We start from the raw sequence: 20,694 nt of genomic DNA on the forward strand, positions 1-20,694 counted from the left end.
AAATTTTAAGCCCCCTAGAACAAATATAAGCCGATAAAGCCGCCAAAGATAGAAAGCGAAAAGTTATAAAGCAAAAGAGATTTTGCACCATTTAAAGAACAAAGCAAATAAAAAATTTCAATCCAACTCAATCTTTTATCAAGGAGCTTTGAGTTAAAAGACTTGCGACGTTAAACAAGGACGATCCAATCGTTTAGGATTTCTCAACCAAACATGATGGATAAAAAGAAAAAAATTTAAGGAGAAAACAATGGTGGAGAATAGCGGGATCGAACCGCTGACCTCCTGCGTGCAAAGCAGGCGCTCTCCCAGCTGAGCTAATTCCCCAAAGATGGTAAAAAATGGTGGGCTTAGGAGGAGTTGAACCTCCGACCTCACCCTTATCAGGGGTGCGCTCTAACCACCTGAGCTATAAGCCCTTAAAGTCAATAAAGACGAAATTATAGATTAAATTTTCTTAAGAAATCCTTAAATAATAAATGGGATTAAGATGTTATAATAGTTGTTATTTTTTCATTTTAAAAGGGGTTCTATGGCATTATTATTCACAGGGGCGTGCGGGTATATAGGCTCGCATACCGCAAGGGCGTTTTTAGAAAAAACCAAAGAAAACATCATTATTGTAGATGACTTAAGCACCGGTTTTTTAGAGCATATCAAAGCGTTAGAGCGTTACTACCCTAATAGGGTTGTGTTTATTCAAGCGAATTTGAATGAAACCCACAAATTAGACGCCTTTTTGAATAAGCAACAATTAAAAGACCCCATTGAAGCTGTCTTACACTTTGGGGCTAAAATCTCAGTAGAAGAATCCACGTGTTTGCCTTTAGAATACTACACCAACAACACGCTCAACACTTTAGAGCTTGTCAAACTTTGCTTAAAACATGCAATCAAGCGTTTTATTTTTTCTTCTACGGCCGTGGTTTATGGCGAGTCTGGTTCAAGCTTGAATGAAGAAAGCCCCTTAAACCCCATTAATCCTTATGGAGCGTCTAAAATGATGAGCGAAAGGATCTTGTTAGACGCTTCTAAAATAGCGGATTTTAAATGCGTTATTTTGCGCTATTTCAATGTGGCTGGGGCATGCATGCAAAATGATTATACCACGCCTTACACGCTAGGACAGCGCACGCTCAACGCCACGCATTTGATCAAAATCGCATGCGAATGCGCGGTGGGTAAAAGGAAGAAAATGGGGATTTTTGGCACTAACTACCCCACTAGAGATGGCACTTGCATTAGGGATTATATCCATGTAGATGATTTGGCTAACGCGCATTTAGCGAGCTATCACACTCTTTTAGAAAAAAATAAGAGCGAAATCTATAATGTCGGCTACAATCAAGGCCATAGCGTGAAAGAAGTGATAGAAAAGGTTAAAGAAATCTCAAATAAGGATTTTTTAGTGGAAATTTTAGACAAACGACAGGGCGATCCAGCAAGCCTTATTGCCAATAACGCTAAAATCTTACAAAACACCCCTTTCAAACCCCTTTATGACAACCTAGATACGATTATCAAAAGCGCTCTAGATTGGGAAGAACACCTTTTGAAATTTCAATAATACACCCTGTGCAAATACAAGCCATTAGCCATTATGGGCGTTTTTATAGTGGCTTTGAGGTTATGGATTTGCGCTTGAATTTCAGCGAGCGTGATTTTTTCTAGTGAATATTGAACGCACGCTTGAATGATCAAACGCACACTGGAGCGTAAAAACGCATCGCCAATGATTTTAAACACCACGCACTCATGCCCCATGATAAAAGTTTTATAAGCCAAAGCGTTAAAAATGATGCGATTAGGGTTGGTTGCAGTGCCGCCTTCTTTTTTAAACATGGAAAAATCATGCTTGCCTGTGAATTGCTTTAAAGCGGTATTTAATAAATCTAGTGAGCCATAATCCCCACAAGCGATATAGGGCGCTAAAAAAGGCGTTTTTAAATTCTTCGTCAAAAGGTAACGATACGCTCTTTTTTGAGCGTCAAAACGCGCATGAAAGTTTTTTTCTTCTAGTTTTTTTAAGACAATATGCGGGGCGAGTTTGGGGGCTAGATAATAAAATAATTTATCAGCATTCCAGTGTTTTGGAGCGTGAAAAGACAGCGTTTGGTTGTTCGCATGCACGCCTTTATCCGTGCGCCCAGCCGCAATTACGCCGCTTTTAATCCCTAGCGCGTTTAAAGCGCTCTCTATTTTATCCTGAACGCCGAGTTTGTTAGGTTGTTTGGCATAGCCTAAAAAATACGCCCCATCATAAGCGATAGTAGCCTTAAAACAACGCATTTAATAACGCTTTAAAATGAATTTTCTAAACAACAAATAAGAGCCAAACGCCCAAATAAAGGGGAAGAAGAAGGTCATCAAAAACAAATCCGTAGAAATCACATGCACCATTAAAAAATAAACCCCAACCGCTCCAAGGACATAAAAATAACTCCAATTCGTTTTGAATCGTGGGTTGGCGATGCCAAATAAGGGGATTAAAAACACGCTCGCTAAAGGGAATAAGGAAACTAAGATCGCTTGAGAAAAACGCCGTTTTTGATTTTTATTAGCGTTTTTGCCAAAGGCTTTTTTCCAATAACCTAAATAATCCGTGCCTTGCAAATAAGCCGCATCATTAGAATTGAAAGACTTGAGCTTGTTGCGCAAATGCAATTCTTCAAAATCAACTTTACGCATTTTATCGCCTTGAGTGAAATACGCATGCCCGTTATACAAATTCAATTCAAACACGCCGTTTTGATTGTTGATATTGCCTTTTTGGGCCAGAATGAAGCTTTCTTGAGAGAGGCTTTTATTAGAAAAAAGCACTAAATTATCATAGGAATTGTTCTCAGCCTTATCCACATACACGAGCCAATCGCCTAATTTTTGCCCGAATTCACCGGCTCTTATGTTAATATCAATCTTGTCTTTTTTTTGACGCAAAAACCCGTAATAAGCGCTCTTAGAAGTGGGGATTAAAATGAGCGAAAACACCAATAAAATCGCGCTCACTAACAGACTCAAAGGCACAAACGCTTTAGTCATTGTTTTAGGCGAAACCCCTAAAGAGAAAAACACTAACAATTCATGGTCATAGCTAAGCCTTGAAAGCCCCAAAGCGCAAGCCGCAAAAAAAGTGATCGGCAAAATAAAAAAAATGGTTCCTGGCAAGGAATACAAAAAGAGTTGCACTAGATCCAAAAAGCTCACTTTAATCACGAGCGTTACGCTTGCGATACTGATTAATAGCACGATAGAAGAGATAAAAAACAGCACTAAAAAGAAAGAGAAAAAAACCTGCGAAACCGCCATGAAAAGATAGTGTTTGATCATGCTTTAATCTTTATTGTACCCCATCTACAACAGGCACAAACGAGCATTTTTCTAACACTTTTTGGACGCGCAAAGCGTTATTTTGCTTCACAAAGCGTTTGATCACTTGCTCGTTGTTTTCTTGAATGGGTGCAACTAAAATCCCGCCTTCTTCAAGCTGATCAATAAGCGCTTGGGGGATATTTTTAGCGCAAGCAGAGAACAAAATCCTATCATAGGGAGCGTATTGATCCCAACCCTTATTCCCGTCAGCGAATTTAACATGAACATTGTCTAAACCCAGAGTTTTAAGGCGCAAACGCGCTTCTAAATACAGGCTCTCAATCCTTTCAATGCTAAAAACGCGCCTGAAAATTTGAGACAGCACCGCCGCTTGATAGCCGCTCCCGCAGCCAATTTCTAGCACGCTATCCACATGATCAATTTCTAAATATTGCGTCATTTTGGCCACGGTTAGGGGCGAAGAAATGTATTGTTGCGCTTGCATAGAAAGCGCGTTTAAAGTGTAAGCAAAATGTTTAAAGGGGGCTGGCACAAAAACCTCCCTTTCAATGCTTTCCATAGCCTTTCTCACTTTGGGGTGTAAATGAAAACGCTTGTGGATTTCTTCACACATCAAATGGTTTTTGATACTATTCAAACAAGCCCCTTAAAAATCATCAAAACTCACGCTCCCTTTAGCGTAATTGCTCACCCTAGCTTCAAAGAAATTGGAGCGTTGCTCATTGAAACTTGAAAAGCTCTCTACCCATTTAATGGGGTGTTGGACGCCATAAACTTTAGCGATACCCACCTTACTCAAACGGCTATCTGCTAAAAACTGGATGTATTGCTCAATCAAGCTTGAAGTGAGCCCTAAAATCTTGCCTTGCGTGATATAATCCCCCCATGAGGCTTCAATTTCTACCGCTTTTTTAAACATCTCTATGACTTCATTAATCAATTTTGGCGTGAACAGATCCGCTCTTTCATTCCTTAAAGCGTTGATCATGTTTTGGAATAAAATCAAATGCGTTACCTCATCTCTTTGGATAAAACGAATCATTTGCGCTGATCCTAGCATTTTACCGCTCCTAGCCAAAGTGTAAAAATAGCTAAACCCGCTATAAAAATAAATCCCCTCTAAAATCTGGTTCGCAAAAAGCGCTTTGAGGATGTTTTCTTCTGTAGGGTTTTTGGCTAATTCCATATACACTTGTGCGATATAGTCGTTCTTGCTTTTTAATTGCATATCGTTACGCCACATGTCATAAATCTCTTCAGTATTGGCGCTAATGCTTTCTACCATCACCGCATACGCATGGCTGTGTAGGGCTTCTTCATAAGCTTGACGCACCAAACACAAATTGATTTCGGGACTGGTGATAAAGGGATTGACATTGTCAATCAAGTTATTGGTTTGCAAGCTATCCATAAAAATGAGTTGTGCTAAAGCTCTGTCATAGCCGATCTTTTCTTCTGTGCTCAATTTCAAATAATCTCTTTTGTCATCGTTCATGCTCACTTCTTCGGCAAACCAGGTGTTAGCGAGCATCGTTTTCCACAAATGATCCGCCCATTGATACTTGATTTTATTCAAATCAAACATGCTTGTAGGATTACCCCCAAAAATCTTTCTTTCATTCACACTTTCTGTAGAATCGGGGTTGTAAATTTTCTTGCGTGAAACTTCCATTGTGTTCCTTAATTTCCTTAAAACTATCTAATGATATAGTCTCGTTAGAATACCTTAAAAGAATTTAAAACCCCCTAAAAGCCAGAAAAAACTCCAAATTTATAAAAAACTTCAATTTTTCAGTATTTTTAAAGGATTAAACAGCTAAAATACTGCTTCTTTATTTTCTACTCTTATGCGCATGCGATGGCGTGCGGTGTGCGGAAGTGGCGAAATTGGTAGACGCACTAGACTTAGGATCTAGCGCCGCAAGGCATGAAGGTTCGATTCCTTTCTTCCGCACCATTCTTAATGATTAAGATTTGAAGCCCTAAATGAAACCCATTCTATTAAAACCCTCAAAAGTTTTTAAAACTCCATGAGCGATGCTTTTAACGCTCTCTAAATCTAAATTCGCATGACAAGGTAAGGAAATTTCAGCGTTATAAAAATCTTCTGCGCTTTTTAATGGGGCTGTATTGAAGAGCTGTTGGTACAATTGGTATTGATAAATAGGCTTGTAATGCACTTGGGCTAAAATGCCAAGCTTGTGCAAACTTTCTAAAATGGATCTTTTAAATGTAAAAAATTTTTGGCGCATTAAAATAGGATAAAGGTGGTTAGAGCTTTGATGTTTTAACAAGGGGTGTAAAGGGGTGAAATAAGGGTTACCTTTAAAAATCCCATCATAGGTTAGAGCGATTTCTTCTCTTTTTTGCCTTAAAAGGGGGGCTTTTTTAAGCTGGCTCAAACCCAAAGCGCTTTGGATTTCATTCAAGCGGAAATTATGCCCTATGCTTTTGACTTCGCCTTCAAAAAAATCTTTTTTGAGCATGCCATGAGAGCGAAACAATTTCATTTTTTCATACAATTCGCTATCGTTAGTAACGACCGCTCCCCCCTCAGCCGTAGTGATAGGCTTAATGGCATGGAAACTAAACACGCTCGCTAACGCAAAGCCTCCTACTTTTTTGTTGTAATACTCGCTCCCTAAAGCATGCGAGCTGTCAGAAAGAAAACTCAAAGAATGTTTTTTGCAAAGCTTTTGAATGCTTTCTATTTCCACGCTTTTACCGGCATAATCCACGCTCACTATGGCTTTGGTTTTTTTAGTAATGAGCTTTTCTAGGGCCAATTCATCTATATTGCCATCGTTTTTGACTTCAGCAAACACGGGTCTATAACCACTCTCTAAGAGCATGTTAGCCGTCGCTACAAAGCTTATAGGGGTGGTGATGATTTCATTACAATGAGCGTTAAATCTGCTAAAATTCCTATAGAGCGTTAAAAGGGCTGAAGTCGCGCTGTTAAACACCAGTGCATGCTTAACGCCCAAAAACTCGCACAAAGCTTCTTCAAACAACAGAGAGCGTTTGCCTTGCGTGAGCTGTTTGGAATTTAAAACCTCTAAAACAGCCTTTTTGTCTTCTTCATCTAAACAAGGCTCGCTATAAGCAAACTCTTTCAAGCGAGCAAGTCTTGCAAGCGAGATGGGGTGATCTTGCTTGTGTCATGGACATCTTGGAATTTTTGAGCGTTCAGTCTTGTTTTATCTAAGGTGTTGTATTCCTTGTTTAAATGATTCGTTTCAGCGAGCTGTTTTTTCCACTGGTGCAAAGAGTTTTGAATGTTTTCTTTCTCACTTTCTAATGATTTTGAAAATTTCTCCAAAGCTTTCGTGTCGTCAATGTCAATATTGCTAGGGAGTTTCAAACCATCGTTGCCTGATTTTTGGTTGAAAGAATCAATCGCTTTATCCAAACGGCTTTTAAAACGCTCAAAATCGCTTCGATCTTTTTCATTATTATGAGCGTAAGCTTTAGAAATCCCCACCAATTCCTTAGCGTCTTTATCCATGCCCTTTAAGCTTTTAAGGCGGCTTTCTAAATCTCCTATGGCTAGGTTATCCTGCTTAGCTTGTTTGGCTAATTTGATTTTTTCATCATTCTCTGAAAGATTTTGAATTTCCTTATTTTCTTCTTTTCTTGCGTGCGAACCAACCCTTTGGGTGTGGTAATCCCTCACCATCAAAGATGGGTTATAATTGTTTGAAATCTTAGACATCCTATCCTCCACTTCATTTTATTTTCTTAAAGATAAGCAAACTCTATTCCTAAAAACATTCTAATCCATTCAATTCTACCTAAAAATATTAATCTAACCCTAAAACCCTTTCTAACTCTTTGATGAGGTTTGTAATTTCTTCCAGTTCTTTAATATTGAGAGTGAGCTTATAATTGACTTGATTATCAGGATTCATTGGCACTAGTTGCTTTTTAAACTCATTTTGTTTCATAAAGTATTTTCTTTCTTTATGAATGTAATGGATTTCATCTTTTTTAAAAATTCTATAAAGCAATTTGTCTTCGCACACTCCTAAGCAAATCAAAAAATCATAGTTGTATCGTGGGTTTATACCATTGAATTGAAAAAGTGTTGTTAGTTCTGCCTTTTCGCGCTGTTTTAACTTCAAAGGATACGCCGCTTTTTGTCATAATATCGTATTCATCATGAATAATGCCATCATTGATCACTCCATCTATAGCGTTAAGCACGCTTTTTAAAAACTCTTCACCAATCTGCCCTATAGCGTTGGCTTCAAAATCTCTAATTTTTGAAAAAATAGCGTTGTAATCTTGTCCTAAATTCAATTCTTTATGTTTTTTTTCAATAATTTTTAAAAAAGTTTGTTCTAAGTCCATCAATTATCCTTTAAACTATCTAAATGATCATATAAGGCTTGAAAAATATGACTTTTTCCTAAATGATAGCAAGAATTAGTCGCTAAACTTGCGTATTTTGTCCAATCAATCTCTTTGAATAGTTTTTTTAATTTAGTGTTTAAAGCCTTGTTGGTGCTAGTAAATACCACAGCAATACCAGATTGATACTTAACTTCCTCAAAGTTCTCTACAATTTGTGTGCTTTTATAAAAAGTTGATGAAATGTAAAAAGACGCTTTTTGATTAAAAATCCACTCTTTACCGCATTCTCTGTTTTTAGCTAATGAAACCGTGAAAACCTTGATATACTCGCCAAAGGGTTCTTTATGGCGATTCTTATACCAAGAAAATTCACTTTTTTTGTTTTGATGCTTTTTGCTCCAAATCTGAAACACGCAATGCACATCCACTTCTTTATTTTTAAAATCTATAAACGCATTTTTTTCTAAGCGTTCGCTATAAAGCAGATTCAAACCTTTCACACGATACTTAATAGAGCCTTTTCCTTGACTTTCAAAGAACATGGGTAGGATAAAACACACAAAATCACAATTTCTAGCATGGTTGATAAATTCTAACGCCATAACCCCACGATGCCCAAAAGGAGGGTTGCCCAAGCAAATCACTTTTTGATGCGTAGGCAGTTTATAATTTAAAAAATCGCATTGAATAAATCCATCTCTTTTGGGTTCAATGTCTATACCAATGCGTCTATTTTTAGGGAACAAGTCATAAAACACCCCATCGCCTGCACTTGGCTCTAAAAAAATAAAGTCATCTAGATTTTCGTATTTTTTAATCACTTCACAAGCTTTTTGAAAGCATTTTAAAGCCACACTAGGCTTAGTGAAATACTGATCTAGAACATTGCTAGAATTTTCTTTCATCTCATTGCCATTGACATAGCGTTTAGGGGTAATTTCTTTAAACAAGGTTTGCATGAAAAAACTTTACTATAAAACTTAATGCTGATTTTTTCTGTTCGTTTAAAATCCTTAAATCATGCTTAAGAAAATCCTTAAAACTTAAAAATTTTCTTCTAAATACTTCGTGTGGATTTTTGCTTGTCTGAAATCCGCATTTTCAAGCATTTCAAAACAGAAAGACTTCAGTCTCCATACCAGTTTCTGGGTAAAATAAGCGTGTGGTTTTCAACCACATTGTCAGCGTCTAATGGATGTGGGAACTCATCGCAATAGCCCAAGATATGTTTCACCCGATCCTTTCTGATGAAAGTGCACTCTATGACTTCAACGATACTCACCCCATTGTGATGGTGAGGGGCACAACAATTATTGGGGTGCAAATGCACGCAATAATGCGTTTTTAGAATTTTATTTAAAGCGCTTTGAACCATTTCAAAATAGTTGTTATCCCACAAATATTTCAGACAATGGATTTCTAAAGCAATGATTCTGAAACGATTCAATAGCACATCGCTCGCACTGATGAGGGCGAGATATTCACCCCCTTCAATATCCATTTGCAACATTAAATCCCCTTCGCCCACTTGAGAGTTATTGACCCAAGTGTCTAGGATAATAAAATCTTCATTGTCAGTGCAACCGATGAATTTTTTGATAAAGGAGTAGTTTTCTTTAGGGATATTCAGTATCGGTTTATTGACCGACTTGTCTGCCATATATATATATATATATATATATCGTTATGGTTTGCAAGTTTGCACTGACGATAAAAATCTTCTTCAAACGCACTTTCATTACCCACACCTGGAGAAAAGAGTGCTCTAATCCCCTTAAAATCCTTAGGTATCAAATAGCCCCCATCATGTTTTGCCCCAAAACGCACCAATTCATGCTCGGTCTTAATGGGGTGCAAGCTCTTGATGAACCCTTCAACCTTCTCTTTAGGGGTTTCAACAAATAATTCATTGATAGACATTACCCTTTCAGCTCGCCAAAGAATGGAATTGACCTGATTGGCTATAGAGTTGATTTGCTCTTTAAACGATCTTAGAGTTTCAACATTAGAACGAATTTGCTCTTTAATCGCTCCCAAGTTTTCAACATGACGATACGCGTTTAAAAACCGATTGGGTAACAAACCCTTAAGAACCCTTTTAATCACTTGCTTCATTAAAATCTCCTTGCAATTAAGTTTAAAAATTTTCTTCTAAATACTTCGTGTGGATTTTTGCCTGCCTGAAATCCGCATTTTCAAGCATTTCAAGATGGAAAGGAATGGTCGTTTTAATGCCCTCTACTTTAAATTCCTTTAAAGCCCTTTTCATCTTAGCGATCGCTCTTTCTCTGTTTTCACCCCACACAATGAGCTTGCCAATCATCGAATCATAGTGCGTAGGCACGACATAATGAGCATGCGCATGCGAATCAAGGCGCACATTCACCCCACCAGGAGCGATCCATTCGGTGATTTTGCCCGGGCTTGGGTAGAATTTTTTAGGATCTTCTGCAGTGATCCGGCATTCTATCGCATGCCCTTTGAGAAAAAAGCTTTCTTGCTTGGGCAATTCTTCGCCTTGAGCGATTTTAATCATCCACTCAATGAGGTTTAACCCGCTCACCATTTCGCTGATGGTGTGTTCCACTTGCAAACGAGTGTTCATCTCCATGAAATAAAAATCTTTCATGTTAGAATCAAGCAAAAATTCAAAAGTCCCAGCCCCCACATAGCCGATGTATTTAGCGGCCTTGATCGCTGTTTCTAGCAAACGCTTACGAACGCCCTCTTCTAAAACCACTGCCGGGGTTTCTTCAATGAGCTTTTGCTGGCGTCTTTGCACCGAGCAATCCCTTTCGCCCACATGAATGACATTGCCATGCTTATCGGCTAAAATCTGGACTTCAATGTGCTTAGGCTTATTGATGAATTTTTCTAAATACACGCTCCCATCGCCAAACGCGCTCAAAGCTTCCGTTTCTGCGGCTAGATAAAGGTTTTTAAGCTTGGATTTATCTTCTACGACACGCATCCCCCTTCCGCCCCCACCAGCGGCCGCTTTAATGATGACAGGGTAGCCGATTTTATCAGCGATTTCTTCAGCTTCTTGATAGCTTTTAAGCAACCCATCACTGCCCTCAATCACAGGCATGCCGGCTTCTTTCATCACGCTTTTGGCTTTGGATTTGTCGCTCATTAAAGCCATGACTTTTGCGCTCGGGCCAATAAATTCTAAAGAATGGTGCGAGCAAATCTCTACAAAATTCTGATTCTCGCTCAAAAACCCATACCCAGGGAAAATTGCATCCGCTTCAAACAATTCCGCCGCACTAATGATCGCAGGGATATTCAAGTAACTCTCGCTGGATTTGGCCCCCCCTATACACACTTTTGCGTTAGCCGTATTGAGGTAGTGGGCGTCCTTGTCAGCGATAGAATAAATGGCTATGGATTCTTTACCCATTTCTTGAATGGTTTGGATCGCTCTTAAAGCGATCTCGCCTCTATTAGCGATCAAAATGCGTGAAAGCTCTTTTTTTTCTACCTTTTTATTTTCTTTATTCACTTTATTCATGGATTTTAAAGCTTTTCCACTTTGATGAGTTTCGTGCCGTATTCTACCGGTTGAGCGTCTCCCACTTCAACAGAAACCACCTTGCAAGGGTATTCCACTTCAATTTCATTCATGATTTTCATCGCTTCTACAATGCCCACGATTTGCCCTTTTTTAAGCGTATCGCCCGCTTTGACATAAGGCTCAGCCCCAGGGGAGGGCGCATGATAAAAAGTGCCTACCATAGGCGAAAGCACGAAATCTTCTTTTTTATCCACAATAGGGGTGCATACCATAGGCACAGGGGTTTGAGCGCTTGGCATGCTCGCTTCTACCATGATGGGAGCTGGAGAATGGGCGGAACTTAACGCATTCTTTTTCGCATAAGCGGATTCTTTATCCAAAACCAACTCAAAATGCTCATGCTTTAATTTCAAATGCCCCAAATCAGAAGCTTTAAATTCTTTGATCAACTCTTCAATTTCAGAAAGGTTCATAACGATCTATTCCTTAATATTATTTTAAAATATGCCACAAACACATCATCTTACTAACCATAAGCGTTTTTAGCAAAAAATTATTGTTATAATAACATAATTATTAACAAACTTTAAAGGCTTTGTGCGTATGGGATTAAAAGCGGATTCTTGGATTAAAAAAATGAGTTTAGAGCATGGCATGATTAGCCCTTTTTGCGAAAAGCAAGTCGGTAAGAATGTGATCAGCTATGGTTTGAGCAGTTACGGGTATGATATTAGAGTGGGGAGTGAGTTCATGCTCTTTGATAACAAAAATGCTTTAATTGACCCTAAAAACTTTGACCCTAACAACGCGACTAAAATTGATGCGAGTAAAGAGGGCTTTTTTATCTTACCCGCTAACGCGTTCGCCCTAGCCCATACGATAGAGTATTTTAAAATGCCTAAAGACACCTTAGCGATTTGTTTAGGCAAAAGCACTTACGCCAGGTGCGGGATTATTGTGAATGTTACGCCTTTTGAGCCGGAATTTGAAGGCTATATTACGATTGAAATTTCTAACACCACCAACTTACCGGCTAAAGTCTATGCCAATGAGGGGATCGCGCAGGTGGTGTTTTTACAAGGCGATGAAGTGTGCGAGCAAAGCTATAAAGACAGAGGCGGTAAGTATCAAGGGCAAGTGGGTATCACTTTGCCTAAAATTTTGAAGTGATTTGAAGAAAGATAAAAGCGCTTATCCTTTGGGCGTTGTTTATTTTTAAATACAAACAATACCGCAATTTCTCAAAAATGTATTATAATACGAAAGTTCAGTTTGATTGAGTTACACACTCTTTGAGAAACAAAACGCTAAACCATTTAGGAAATTACCATGCTAAGATTCGTTAGTAAAACGATTTGCTTGTCTTTAATCGGCTTGTTCAACCCTTTAGAAGCCTTTCAAAAACACCAAAAAGATGGCTTTTTTATAGAAGCCGGGTTTGAAACCGGATTATTAGAAGGAACGCAAACTAAAGAACAAACAATAACCCAAAACACCCAAAACACTCAAAAAATCTATGAAAACCCCCTAACCCACCCACAAACTAAAGAACAGCCTAAAGAACAAAACAAAAGCGACACAGCCACCCCACAAAGCGCTTACGGAAAATATTACATACCCCAAAGCACCATTTTAAAAAACGCAACGGCTTTATTCACCACGGACAATATAGAAAATGGCTTAACTTTTTATTCTCAAAACCCTGTGTATGCGAATATGGTTAATGGGAACATAACCATACAAAACTTTCTGCCTTACAATTTAAACAATGTTGAACTGAGTTTTAAAGACGCTCAAGGCAAGGTGGTCAATTTAGGCGTGATAGAGACTATCCCCAAAAATTCTCAAATCATTTTGCCTGCAAGCTTGTTTAATGATTCAGAATTTGAACAAGCTGATAGCTTTAATTACCAACAACTTCAAGCCACTGCCACACAATTTTCTGACGCTAACACGCAAAGTTTGTTTGAAAAGCTCAGCAAGATCACAACCAATGTAACGATGAGTTATGAAAACGCCGATACCAACAATTTTAAAGGTAATTGCCATGATTGTGTGTCAGATTTCACCCCACAAACCGCAGAAGAATTGACCAATTTAATGTTAGATATGATTGCGGTGTTTGACTCCAAATCTTGGGAAGAAGCCGTTTTAAACGCTCCTTTCCAATTTTCTAACAGCCCATCAGAATGCGGCTCTGACTTTCCTAAATGCGTGAATCCTTTCAATAACGGGCGTGTCGCTCCCATCTATGAAAAATATGTGCTAACCCCACAATCCGTTATAGATGCGTTTAGAAGAATGATCAATCTTGAAGTGAATATCCTAAAATCAGGGTTTGTAGGGCTAGGGTATGAACTTGATGATAATGATGGTAATCTGGGGATAGAAGCTTCTGCCTTAAATCCTGAAAAATTGTTTGGTAAAACTTTGAACAAAGTTGATATTGTGGAATTAAGAGACATTATCCATGAATTTAGCCACACTAAAGGCTATACGCATAATGGGAACATGACTTATCAAAGAGTGCGCTTGTGTCAAGAAAACGGCGGAGCCATACAAGAATGTGAGGGTGGAAAAGAAGAATTAGTCAATGGGAAAGAAGAACTAAAATTTACAAATGGGAAAGAAGTGAAAGATCGGGATGGTTACACCTATGATGTTTGCTCTCGTTTTGGCGGCAAAAATCAGCCCGCTTTCCCCAGCAATTACCCCAATTCCATCTACACCAATTGCGCTCAAGTCCCCGCTGGGCTTATAGGGGTTACTACCGCTGTTTGGCAACAGCTCATCAATCAAAACGCCCTGCCTATTAATTTCGCTAACTTGAGCAGCCAAGCCAGCCATTTAAACGCTGGGTTGAATGTGCAAAATTTTGCAACCTCTATGGTCAGTGCGATCGCGCAAAATTTTTCCACCACTTCCACCACCACTTACCGCTCTTCAAGTAAAAATTTTAGAAGCCCTATTTTAGGAGCCAATGTTAAAATAGGCTACCAACATTATTTCAATGACTACATAGGGTTAGCCTATTACGGCATCATCAAATACAACTACGCTCAGGCTAACGATGAAAAAATCCAGCAATTAAGCTATGGTGGGGGAATGGATGTGTTGTTTGATTTCATCACCACTTATACCAATAAAAAGCAAGGCAATCCAACTAAAAAAGTTTTTGCTTCCTCTTTTGGGGTGTTTGGGGGGTTAAGGGGCTTATACAATAGCTACTATGTTTTCAACCAGGTCAAAGGAAGCGGTAATTTAGATATAGTTACGGGGTTTAATTACCGCTACAAGCATTCTAAATATTCTGTAGGCATTAGCGTTCCTTTAATCCAAAGCGGTATTAAAATCGCTTCTAATAATGGCATCTATGCGAATTCTGTTGTTTTGAATGAGGGTGGCAGTCATTTTAAAGTGTTTTTTAATTACGGGTGGATTTTTTAGGATTTAAAATCCCCAATAACCCCCTAAACTTGCGCGACACTCGCTGCAAACACGCATGCACTCTCAGATTTTAGCACCATGTCTAACGGGATGCGATAAATTTCACGCTCTTTAAAATACCCTCTTTCTGGTTCGCTAAAGCCCCCTTCAGGCCCTATGATAACGCCCTTTTCAAAACCCACGCCTGTGGGTAAGGTTTCGCCATTAAAATCCAAAACGCTCGCCTTAGGGTAAGCTTTTAATACCTCTTTAGTGTTTGAAAACACTTCCAATTCCATTAAAGCGCTCCTACCGCATTGCTCGCAAGAATGAATCAAAATCTTTTGAAAGCGCTCTAATTTGGCGTTATCTATTTTTTCATTACGCTGGCTAAAATCTGCATAGAATAAACTCAACTTGCTCACGCCTAACTGATTTAAAAAGGGTAGGATTTTTTCAATGTTTTTGATTTCAATCACGCTTAAAATCAAATGCGTTTTTTTGCTGGCCATAATCTCTAATTTTCGCCCGCCCACTAGCTTTAAAAGGGCGTGTTTTTTAGCGATTTCTGCATGCTCATAGGTGTATAAAAAGCCGTCTTTTAAATTTCTTAAATCCAAACGACTTGCGCTTTTGACGCGTCTTGATCGGTATAAATGCGTATAACTCTCGCCTTCTATTTTTAAAGTAGGCTCTTTGGCTAAAGGGTGATAGACAAAACGCATTCAAAGGCCCATTAACACAACAATAAGAATCGTTTCTAAAAAATACAGGATTTTAGCCTTTTTGATATACGCCTCCATCCTTTCTTTTTTAGTGATAGCGAATTTCACGCTTTTATGGCGTTTGATTTCTGCTATCAGCATCAACAACAGCCCTAAAAGCATGACAACAGCACTCAAAGAAAATTCAAATTGTTGCATCGCCCAAATAAAAATCCCGCTCAAAAGAGCGATGCTTAAAAGAATGTAAATCGCTGGCATGACAAGATAGATTTTTCTGTTCAATTGGATAAAGTTCTTTTCTTTAAAAAGGGTGTAAAGATTGATCATAAAGGCTAGGGCAAGCAAGGCGGCAAAAAAGGCATGGACGAGCAAGGATTGAGCCATCACAGAAGAATCTTGTGTATTTAATGCTTGCAAACTCATCTCTAACATTAACTTCTTTCTAACGATTTATTTTTTATTAATCGTTTTATTTTAGCATGTGCTAATGGATTTAATCAATGAAAAGCTTAATAATTTAGAAAATAACGCCGCAAAATCCCCCAAAGAAGCGGTTGTTCTTTTGAATATGGGAGGGCCTAACAGCCTTTATGAAGTGGGGGTGTTTTTAAAAAACATGTTTGATGACCCCTTTATCCTTACCATTAAAAATAATTTCATGCGTAAAATGGTGGGTAAAATGATTGTCAATAGCCGCATAGAAAAATCCAAAAAAATCTATGAAAAATTAGGGGGCAAATCCCCTTTAACGCCTATCACATTCGCCCTTACGGAGCGTTTGAACGAATTGGATCCTTCTCGTTTTTACACTTATGCGATGCGTTATACCCCCCCTTATGCGTCTATGGTCTTGCAAGATTTAGCCTTAAAAGAGGTAGAAAGCCTGGTGTTTTTTTCCATGTATCCGCAATATTCTAGCACGACCACCCTTTCTAGTTTCAATGACGCTTTTAACGCTCTCAAATCTTTAGAAACTTTCCGCCCCAAAGTGCGAGTCATAGAACGCTTTTATGCTGACAAAAAGCTTAATGAAATCATTTTAAACACGATTTTAAGCGCTCTAAACAACCGCAAAAGCCAGGATTTTGTCTTAATCTTTTCCGTCCATGGCTTACCCAAAAGCATTGTTGATGCGGGTGATACTTACCAGCAAGAATGCGAACACCATGTGAGTTTGTTAAAAGAGTTGATGCAACAAAAAAATACCCCTTTTAAAGAAGTTTTACTCTCTTACCAATCCAAGCTAGGGCCTATGAAATGGCTAGAGCCAAGCACTGAAGAATTGATAGAAAAGCACCGCAAGTCTCATATTATCATCTATCCTTTAGCTTTCACGATTGACAATTCTGAAACGATCTATGAATTAGACATGCAATACCGCTTGATGGCAGAGCGCTTGGCAATTAAAGAATATTTGGTTTGCCCATGCTTAAACGATTCTATAGAGTTTGCAAAATTTATCATTGAATTAGTGAAAAACCTTAAAAGTGAGTGAAATTTGCATAAAAAGGCGATTATTATAGTAAAATACCGAGTTTTCAAATTTATTAAACAATAAAGGTTATTACATGTTTTCACTTTCTTATGTCTCCAAGAAATTTTTAAGCGTTTTGTTATTGATTTCGCTGTTTTTAAGTGCTTGCAAATCCAACAATAAAGAAAAGTTAGATGAAAATCTTTTAAGCTCTGGCTCTCAAAGCTCCAAAGAATTGAACGATGAGCGAGACAACATAGACAAAAAGAGTTACTCTGGTTTAGAAGATGTTTTTTTAGACAATAAGTCTATTAGCCCCAATGATAAATACATGCTTTTAGTTTTTGGGCGTAATGGTTGCTCCTATTGCGAAAGGTTTAAAAAAGATCTCAAAAATGTCAAAGAATTGCGCGACTACATTAAAGAGCATTTTAGCGCTTACTATGTCAATATCAGCTACTCCAAAGAGCATGATTTTAAGGTTGGCGATAAGGATAAAAACGATGAAAAAGAAATCAAAATGTCCACAGAAGAATTAGCGCAAATTTATGCCGTCCAATCCACCCCTACGATTGTTTTATCCGATAAAACCGGTAAAACCATCTATGAGTTGCCCGGCTATATGCCCTCCACGCAATTTTTAGCCGTGTTAGAATTTATCGGCGATGGGAAGTATCAAGACACGAAAAACGATGAGGATCTCACTAAAAAATTAAAGGCTTACATCAAGTATAAAACCAATCTTTCTAAAAACAAATCCAGCTAGGAAAGTGAATGAAAAGCCTTAAGAGCTTGATTTATTTTTTGTTCGCTTCTTTTTGGGTCGCTATCCCTTTAATCGCGCTCTACGCTTGTGCGTGCGCGATAGCCACTTTTATAGAAAATGACTATGGCACGAGCGCGAGTAAGGCTATTGTGTATAACACCCCTTGGTTTAATTTCTTGCATGCGTATTTGTTAGTGGTTTTAATAGGCACATTCATTAAATCTAAAGCTTTGGAGCGCAAAAGGTATGCGAGCCTTTTTTTCCACAGCTCCTTGATTTTCATCATTTTGGGGGCAGCCATCACGCGCTTTTTTGGCGTAGAAGGGCTTATGCATGTACGAGAAAACAGCACTCAAAGCTCTTTTGAAAGCGCGGACACTTACCTTAATATCACCCTAAATGACGAAAAAAAACTTTCTTTAAAAACGCCTTTAACCTTTTATTATTCCAAACGATTAAAACCCATTCATGCCACTTTAGATCACAAGCCTTTAATTTTAGAACCCTTAGAGATTTACAAGCAAAACGCCATTAAAAAAGATGACGCTACCATTTTAGTGTTAAAAGCGACTTATAACGGCGTGAGCCACAAATTCAACCTCATTAAAAACAACAGGAATGAAGGCATAGAAGAAAGCGAGATGTTTAAAGACGACAAGCTCTCTTTAAGTTTTGGATCCGCTTACATTGAATTGCCCTTTCAAATCAAACTGAAGCGTTTTGAATTAGAACGCTACGCCGGTTCTATGAGCCCTTCATCTTACGCTTCAGAAGTGGAAGTTTTGAAATTGGATAACACTTTAATCAAACCTTATAGGATTTTTATGAACCATGTTTTAGATTATGAAGGTTATCGCTTTTTCCAATCTTCTTATGACATGGATGAAAAAGGCACGATTCTTTCTGTCAATAAAGACCCGGGTAAAATCCCCACTTATTTAGGGTATGCGATGCTTATTTTGGGGGCTTTGTGGTTGCTTTTGGATAAAAACGGGCGTTTTTTAAAGCTTTCACGCTTTTTAAAATCCCAACAAGCCGCTAGTTTCTTGCTCGCTTTAATTCTAGTCAGCCCTTTTACTTCCTCGTTCGCCAATGAAGGCCAAATTGACATGCATGGGGGCAAAAGCGCTAAAATTGAGCGACAAAAGATAGAAAATTCCGCCAATAAAGAAGATTCTAAAAGCGCGATTTTAGAGCGTTTGAAGCATTTAAGAGAGTATTCCAAAGACCATTTAAAAGCCTTTCAAAGGCTTCAAGTCCAGGATTTTGACGGGCGCATCAAACCCCTTGATACCATCAGCATTGAATATATCCATAAGATTTTAAGAAAAGATGATTTTCAAGGGCTAAACGCCATGCAGGTGCTTTTAGGGATCATGTTTTTCCCCAATGATTGGCGCAGTATTAAAATGATTTACACTTCCAATAAAGCCTTAAGAAAGCTCATCGGCACGCCTTTAGATGAAAGCCGTATCGCTTTTAGAGATGTTTTTGATAGCCGTGGGTATAAATTAAAAAATCTGGTTGAAGAAGTCAATCAAAAATCCCCCAATGCGCGCAACGAGTTGGATAAAGATGTCTTAAAAGTAGATGAACGCATCAACTTAGTTTATACGCTTTTTAGCGCTCAATTTTTACGCATTTTCCCTAGCGATAAAACCACCGCTTGGCTCTCGCCCATTGAAGCGATCAACAGCCCCAATAAAGAAATTTCAAGCGTGGCAAGGGAGTTTTTAAAAAATATTTTTAGCGGGTTTGATGACGCTTTAAAAACCAATCAATGGGACAAAGTAGAAAAAACCCTAAAAGATTTAAGCGTCTATCAGCAAGAGCATGCCAAAAACCTTTATTTACCCTCTTCAAAAGTTGATTCTGAAATTTTTTTAAACCACACCAATTTTTTTAACAGCCTGACTCTGCCTTATATCTTTCTAGGGTTGTTGCTTTTTATCGTTGTGATAAGCTCTCTGGTTAAAAACACCCCCCCTAATATTTGGCTCACTAGAATCCTTTATGTGGCTATCTTGCTTTGCGCGATCGCTCATTCTATGGGGCTAATCTTGCGCTGGTATGTGAGCGGGCATTCGCCTTGGAGCAACGCTTATGAGTCCATGCTTTATATCGCATGGGCTTCTGTTGTCGCAGGGTTTGTTTTACGCTCCAAACTCGCGCTATCGGCTTCTAGCTTTTTAGCCGGTATCGCGCTCTTTGTGGCTCATTTAGGCTTTATGGACCCTCAAATCGGCCATTTAGTGCCGGTGTTAAAATCCTATTGGCTCAATATCCATGTCTCTGTCATCACCGCCAGTTATGGCTTTTTGGGCTTGTGTTTTGTGCTAGGGATTTTAAGTTTGGTTTTGTTTATCTTGCGCAAACAAGGGCGTTTCAATTTAGATAAAACCATCCTCTCCATTAGCGCTATCAATGAAATGAGCATGATTTTAGGCTTGTTCATGCTCACAGCCGGGAATTTTTTAGGCGGGGTGTGGGCGAATGAATCTTGGGGACGCTATTGGGGGTGGGACCCTAAAGAAACCTGGGCGTTGATTTCTATTTGCGTTTATGCTTTAATCTTGCATTTGCGTTTTTTAGGCTCTCAAAATTGGCCCTTTATTTTAGCGAGCAGCAGCGTGCTAGGGTTTTATTCGGTTTTAATGACTTATTTTGGCGTGAATTACTACCTTTCTGGCTTGCACAGCTATGCCGCAGGCGATCCCTTGCCGATCCCTACTTTTTTATACTTTTTGGTAGCGATACCTTTTGCTCTCGTGATCTTGGCGTATTTCAAACGCCATTTGAGTTTGCCTAAATTGGTTTAAAGGGTAAAAATGTTCCAGCCCTTACTAGACGCCTTTATAGAAAGTGCTCCAATTAAAAAAAAAATACCTTTAAATCCACCCCCCCCCCCCCCCCTAAAAATCGCTGTGGCGAATTGGTGGGGAGGCGCTGAAGAATTTAAAAAGAGTGCTCTGTATTTCATTTTAAGCCAACGCTACACAATCACCCTCCACCAAAACCCCAACGAACCCTCCGATCTCGTCTTTGGCAGTCCTATTGGCTCAGCCAGAAAAATCCTATCCTATCAAAACACTAAACGAGT

Annotated in this window: 21 protein-coding genes, 3 tRNA genes and 1 pseudogene; 8 read left to right on the forward strand and 17 right to left on the reverse strand. The window is 38.8% G+C overall.

The genetic code is table 11. From position 1 onward, the window contains the following. Positions 1-251: 251 nt before the first annotated feature. Both CXY28_RS06765 and CXY28_RS06770 read right to left on the reverse strand, forming a co-directional pair. Positions 252-327 (reverse strand) — tRNA-Ala (locus tag CXY28_RS06765). A 15-nt stretch (positions 328-342) separates the two neighbouring features. Then, positions 343-419, reverse strand: a tRNA-Ile gene (locus CXY28_RS06770). Between the two features lie 113 nt (positions 420-532). Between CXY28_RS06770 and galE the strand changes: the two genes are divergently transcribed. Further along, complete coding sequence (galE, locus tag CXY28_RS06775; protein WP_100972472.1) at positions 533-1,567, forward strand: UDP-glucose 4-epimerase GalE; 1,035 nt, start codon at positions 533-535, stop codon at positions 1,565-1,567. On the opposite strand, the gene truA is transcribed toward galE, so the two are convergent. From truA to CXY28_RS06795, 4 genes are read right to left on the reverse strand one after another with little or no spacing between them, the layout of a single operon-like run. Next, positions 1,561-2,289, reverse strand: a complete 729-nt coding sequence (gene truA / locus CXY28_RS06780; RefSeq protein WP_050825936.1) for a tRNA pseudouridine(38-40) synthase TruA — start codon at positions 2,287-2,289, stop codon at positions 1,561-1,563. The two genes, galE and truA, sit on opposite strands and share 7 nt — an antisense overlap. After that, on the reverse strand, positions 2,290-3,327 hold the full coding sequence (locus CXY28_RS06785) for an LptF/LptG family permease (protein WP_000589939.1): 1,038 nt from the start codon (positions 3,325-3,327) through the stop codon (positions 2,290-2,292). 10 nt (positions 3,328-3,337) lie between these two features. After that, on the reverse strand, positions 3,338-3,967 hold the full coding sequence (gene pcm / locus CXY28_RS06790; protein ID WP_100980142.1) for a protein-L-isoaspartate O-methyltransferase: 630 nt from the start codon (positions 3,965-3,967) through the stop codon (positions 3,338-3,340). Positions 3,968-3,976: 9 nt separating this feature from the next. Continuing rightward, positions 3,977-5,002 carry a ribonucleotide-diphosphate reductase subunit beta gene (locus CXY28_RS06795; RefSeq protein ID WP_015644565.1) on the reverse strand — a complete coding sequence of 342 codons (1,026 nt, stop codon included), beginning with the start codon at positions 5,000-5,002 and terminating at the stop codon, positions 3,977-3,979. A 200-nt stretch (positions 5,003-5,202) separates the two neighbouring features. Between CXY28_RS06795 and CXY28_RS06800 the strand changes: the two genes are divergently transcribed. Next, positions 5,203-5,287, forward strand: a tRNA-Leu gene (locus CXY28_RS06800). A gap of 25 nt (positions 5,288-5,312) precedes the next feature. Here the strand turns inward: CXY28_RS06800 and pseC are convergent. From pseC to accB, 9 genes are all read right to left on the reverse strand, one after another. Then, positions 5,313-6,449, reverse strand: coding sequence for a UDP-4-amino-4,6-dideoxy-N-acetyl-beta-L-altrosamine transaminase (gene pseC / locus CXY28_RS06805; RefSeq protein WP_100980144.1), 1,137 nt, complete (start codon positions 6,447-6,449; stop codon positions 5,313-5,315). Beyond that, positions 6,446-7,045 (reverse strand): Laminin subunit alpha-2 precursor, encoded by a 600-nt coding sequence (locus CXY28_RS06810; protein WP_100977943.1) that lies wholly within the window; start codon positions 7,043-7,045, stop codon positions 6,446-6,448. The genes pseC and CXY28_RS06810 overlap by 4 nt, the downstream gene beginning before the upstream one ends. 88 nt (positions 7,046-7,133) lie before the next feature. Continuing rightward, complete coding sequence (locus CXY28_RS08985; RefSeq protein ID WP_332870740.1) at positions 7,134-7,340, reverse strand: type II restriction endonuclease; 207 nt, start codon at positions 7,338-7,340, stop codon at positions 7,134-7,136. 34 nt (positions 7,341-7,374) lie between these two features. Next, positions 7,375-7,683: a type II restriction endonuclease gene (locus CXY28_RS08990; protein ID WP_332870741.1), complete on the reverse strand. Its 309-nt coding sequence runs from the start codon at positions 7,681-7,683 to the stop codon at positions 7,375-7,377. Continuing rightward, the gene (locus CXY28_RS06820; RefSeq protein WP_100980146.1) at positions 7,683-8,645 is read right to left on the reverse strand and encodes an SAM-dependent methyltransferase; all 963 of its coding nucleotides are present in this window, start codon (positions 8,643-8,645) and stop codon (positions 7,683-7,685) included. The genes CXY28_RS08990 and CXY28_RS06820 overlap by 1 nt, the downstream gene beginning before the upstream one ends. Before the next feature lie 167 nt (positions 8,646-8,812). Next, positions 8,813-9,346, reverse strand: a complete 534-nt coding sequence (locus CXY28_RS06825; RefSeq protein ID WP_100980148.1) for a class I SAM-dependent methyltransferase — start codon at positions 9,344-9,346, stop codon at positions 8,813-8,815. Continuing rightward, positions 9,313-9,801 carry a hypothetical protein gene (locus tag CXY28_RS06830; RefSeq protein WP_100980150.1) on the reverse strand — a complete coding sequence of 163 codons (489 nt, stop codon included), beginning with the start codon at positions 9,799-9,801 and terminating at the stop codon, positions 9,313-9,315. Before CXY28_RS06830 ends, CXY28_RS06825 begins: the two co-directional genes overlap by 34 nt. 22 nt (positions 9,802-9,823) lie before the next feature. After that, on the reverse strand, positions 9,824-11,191 hold the full coding sequence (locus CXY28_RS06835; protein WP_198542635.1) for an acetyl-CoA carboxylase biotin carboxylase subunit: 1,368 nt from the start codon (positions 11,189-11,191) through the stop codon (positions 9,824-9,826). 14 nt (positions 11,192-11,205) lie between these two features. Then, a complete protein-coding gene (accB, locus tag CXY28_RS06840; protein WP_100980154.1) occupies positions 11,206-11,676 on the reverse strand; it encodes an acetyl-CoA carboxylase biotin carboxyl carrier protein in 471 nt (156 codons plus the stop codon). A 130-nt stretch (positions 11,677-11,806) separates the two neighbouring features. Here accB and dcd point away from each other — a divergent pair, with 130 nt between their 5' ends. Both dcd and CXY28_RS06850 read left to right on the forward strand, forming a co-directional pair. Beyond that, entirely contained in the window at positions 11,807-12,373 is a 567-nt protein-coding gene (dcd, locus tag CXY28_RS06845) for a dCTP deaminase (RefSeq protein WP_000523105.1), read from the forward strand. Positions 12,374-12,532: 159 nt separating this feature from the next. Beyond that, a complete protein-coding gene (locus tag CXY28_RS06850; RefSeq protein WP_100980156.1) occupies positions 12,533-14,650 on the forward strand; it encodes a porin family protein in 2,118 nt (705 codons plus the stop codon). Between the two features lie 23 nt (positions 14,651-14,673). On the opposite strand, the gene CXY28_RS06855 is transcribed toward CXY28_RS06850, so the two are convergent. Both CXY28_RS06855 and CXY28_RS06860 read right to left on the reverse strand, forming a co-directional pair. Next, positions 14,674-15,354 (reverse strand): 16S rRNA (uracil(1498)-N(3))-methyltransferase, encoded by a 681-nt coding sequence (locus CXY28_RS06855; protein WP_100980158.1) that lies wholly within the window; start codon positions 15,352-15,354, stop codon positions 14,674-14,676. Then, positions 15,355-15,786, reverse strand: a complete 432-nt coding sequence (locus CXY28_RS06860) for a hypothetical protein (RefSeq protein WP_100980160.1) — start codon at positions 15,784-15,786, stop codon at positions 15,355-15,357. It abuts the gene before it with no gap. Positions 15,787-15,841: 55 nt separating this feature from the next. Here CXY28_RS06860 and hemH point away from each other — a divergent pair, with 55 nt between their 5' ends. The 4 genes and pseudogenes from hemH to CXY28_RS06880 all read left to right on the forward strand — a co-directional run. Next, complete coding sequence (gene hemH, locus CXY28_RS06865) at positions 15,842-16,849, forward strand: ferrochelatase (protein WP_050825923.1); 1,008 nt, start codon at positions 15,842-15,844, stop codon at positions 16,847-16,849. A gap of 73 nt (positions 16,850-16,922) precedes the next feature. Next, positions 16,923-17,594: a SoxW family protein gene (locus tag CXY28_RS06870; RefSeq protein ID WP_100980161.1), complete on the forward strand. Its 672-nt coding sequence runs from the start codon at positions 16,923-16,925 to the stop codon at positions 17,592-17,594. Positions 17,595-17,602: 8 nt separating this feature from the next. Next, positions 17,603-20,413: a cytochrome c biogenesis protein gene (locus CXY28_RS06875; RefSeq protein ID WP_100980162.1), complete on the forward strand. Its 2,811-nt coding sequence runs from the start codon at positions 17,603-17,605 to the stop codon at positions 20,411-20,413. A gap of 9 nt (positions 20,414-20,422) precedes the next feature. After that, positions 20,423-20,694: pseudogene (locus CXY28_RS06880) on the forward strand (glycosyltransferase family 10 domain-containing protein); the annotation flags it as partial.

Source organism: Helicobacter pylori (assembly GCF_002832345.1).
Taxonomy (GTDB): Bacteria; Campylobacterota; Campylobacteria; order Campylobacterales; family Helicobacteraceae; genus Helicobacter; species Helicobacter pylori_CP.

What these genes read in the sequence shown, in the direction of transcription:
- galE (WP_100972472.1), top strand. Translation starts at nt 533, where the DNA reads ATGGCATTATTATTCACAGGGGCGTGCGGGTATATAGGCTCGCATACC.
- truA (WP_050825936.1), bottom strand. Translation starts at nt 2,289, where the DNA reads ATGCGTTGTTTTAAGGCTACTATCGCTTATGATGGGGCGTATTTTTTA.
- CXY28_RS06785 (WP_000589939.1), bottom strand. Translation starts at nt 3,327, where the DNA reads ATGATCAAACACTATCTTTTCATGGCGGTTTCGCAGGTTTTTTTCTCT.
- CXY28_RS06795 (WP_015644565.1), bottom strand. Translation starts at nt 5,002, where the DNA reads ATGGAAGTTTCACGCAAGAAAATTTACAACCCCGATTCTACAGAAAGT.
- CXY28_RS06810 (WP_100977943.1), bottom strand. Translation starts at nt 7,045, where the DNA reads ATGTCTAAGATTTCAAACAATTATAACCCATCTTTGATGGTGAGGGAT.
- CXY28_RS08990 (WP_332870741.1), bottom strand. Translation starts at nt 7,683, where the DNA reads ATGGACTTAGAACAAACTTTTTTAAAAATTATTGAAAAAAAACATAAA.
- CXY28_RS06820 (WP_100980146.1), bottom strand. Translation starts at nt 8,645, where the DNA reads ATGCAAACCTTGTTTAAAGAAATTACCCCTAAACGCTATGTCAATGGC.
- CXY28_RS06825 (WP_100980148.1), bottom strand. Translation starts at nt 9,346, where the DNA reads ATGGCAGACAAGTCGGTCAATAAACCGATACTGAATATCCCTAAAGAA.
- CXY28_RS06830 (WP_100980150.1), bottom strand. Translation starts at nt 9,801, where the DNA reads ATGAAGCAAGTGATTAAAAGGGTTCTTAAGGGTTTGTTACCCAATCGG.
- accB (WP_100980154.1), bottom strand. Translation starts at nt 11,676, where the DNA reads ATGAACCTTTCTGAAATTGAAGAGTTGATCAAAGAATTTAAAGCTTCT.
- dcd (WP_000523105.1), top strand. Translation starts at nt 11,807, where the DNA reads ATGGGATTAAAAGCGGATTCTTGGATTAAAAAAATGAGTTTAGAGCAT.
- CXY28_RS06850 (WP_100980156.1), top strand. Translation starts at nt 12,533, where the DNA reads ATGCTAAGATTCGTTAGTAAAACGATTTGCTTGTCTTTAATCGGCTTG.
- CXY28_RS06855 (WP_100980158.1), bottom strand. Translation starts at nt 15,354, where the DNA reads ATGCGTTTTGTCTATCACCCTTTAGCCAAAGAGCCTACTTTAAAAATA.
- CXY28_RS06860 (WP_100980160.1), bottom strand. Translation starts at nt 15,786, where the DNA reads ATGTTAGAGATGAGTTTGCAAGCATTAAATACACAAGATTCTTCTGTG.
- hemH (WP_050825923.1), top strand. Translation starts at nt 15,842, where the DNA reads ATGGATTTAATCAATGAAAAGCTTAATAATTTAGAAAATAACGCCGCA.
- CXY28_RS06870 (WP_100980161.1), top strand. Translation starts at nt 16,923, where the DNA reads ATGTTTTCACTTTCTTATGTCTCCAAGAAATTTTTAAGCGTTTTGTTA.
- CXY28_RS06875 (WP_100980162.1), top strand. Translation starts at nt 17,603, where the DNA reads ATGAAAAGCCTTAAGAGCTTGATTTATTTTTTGTTCGCTTCTTTTTGG.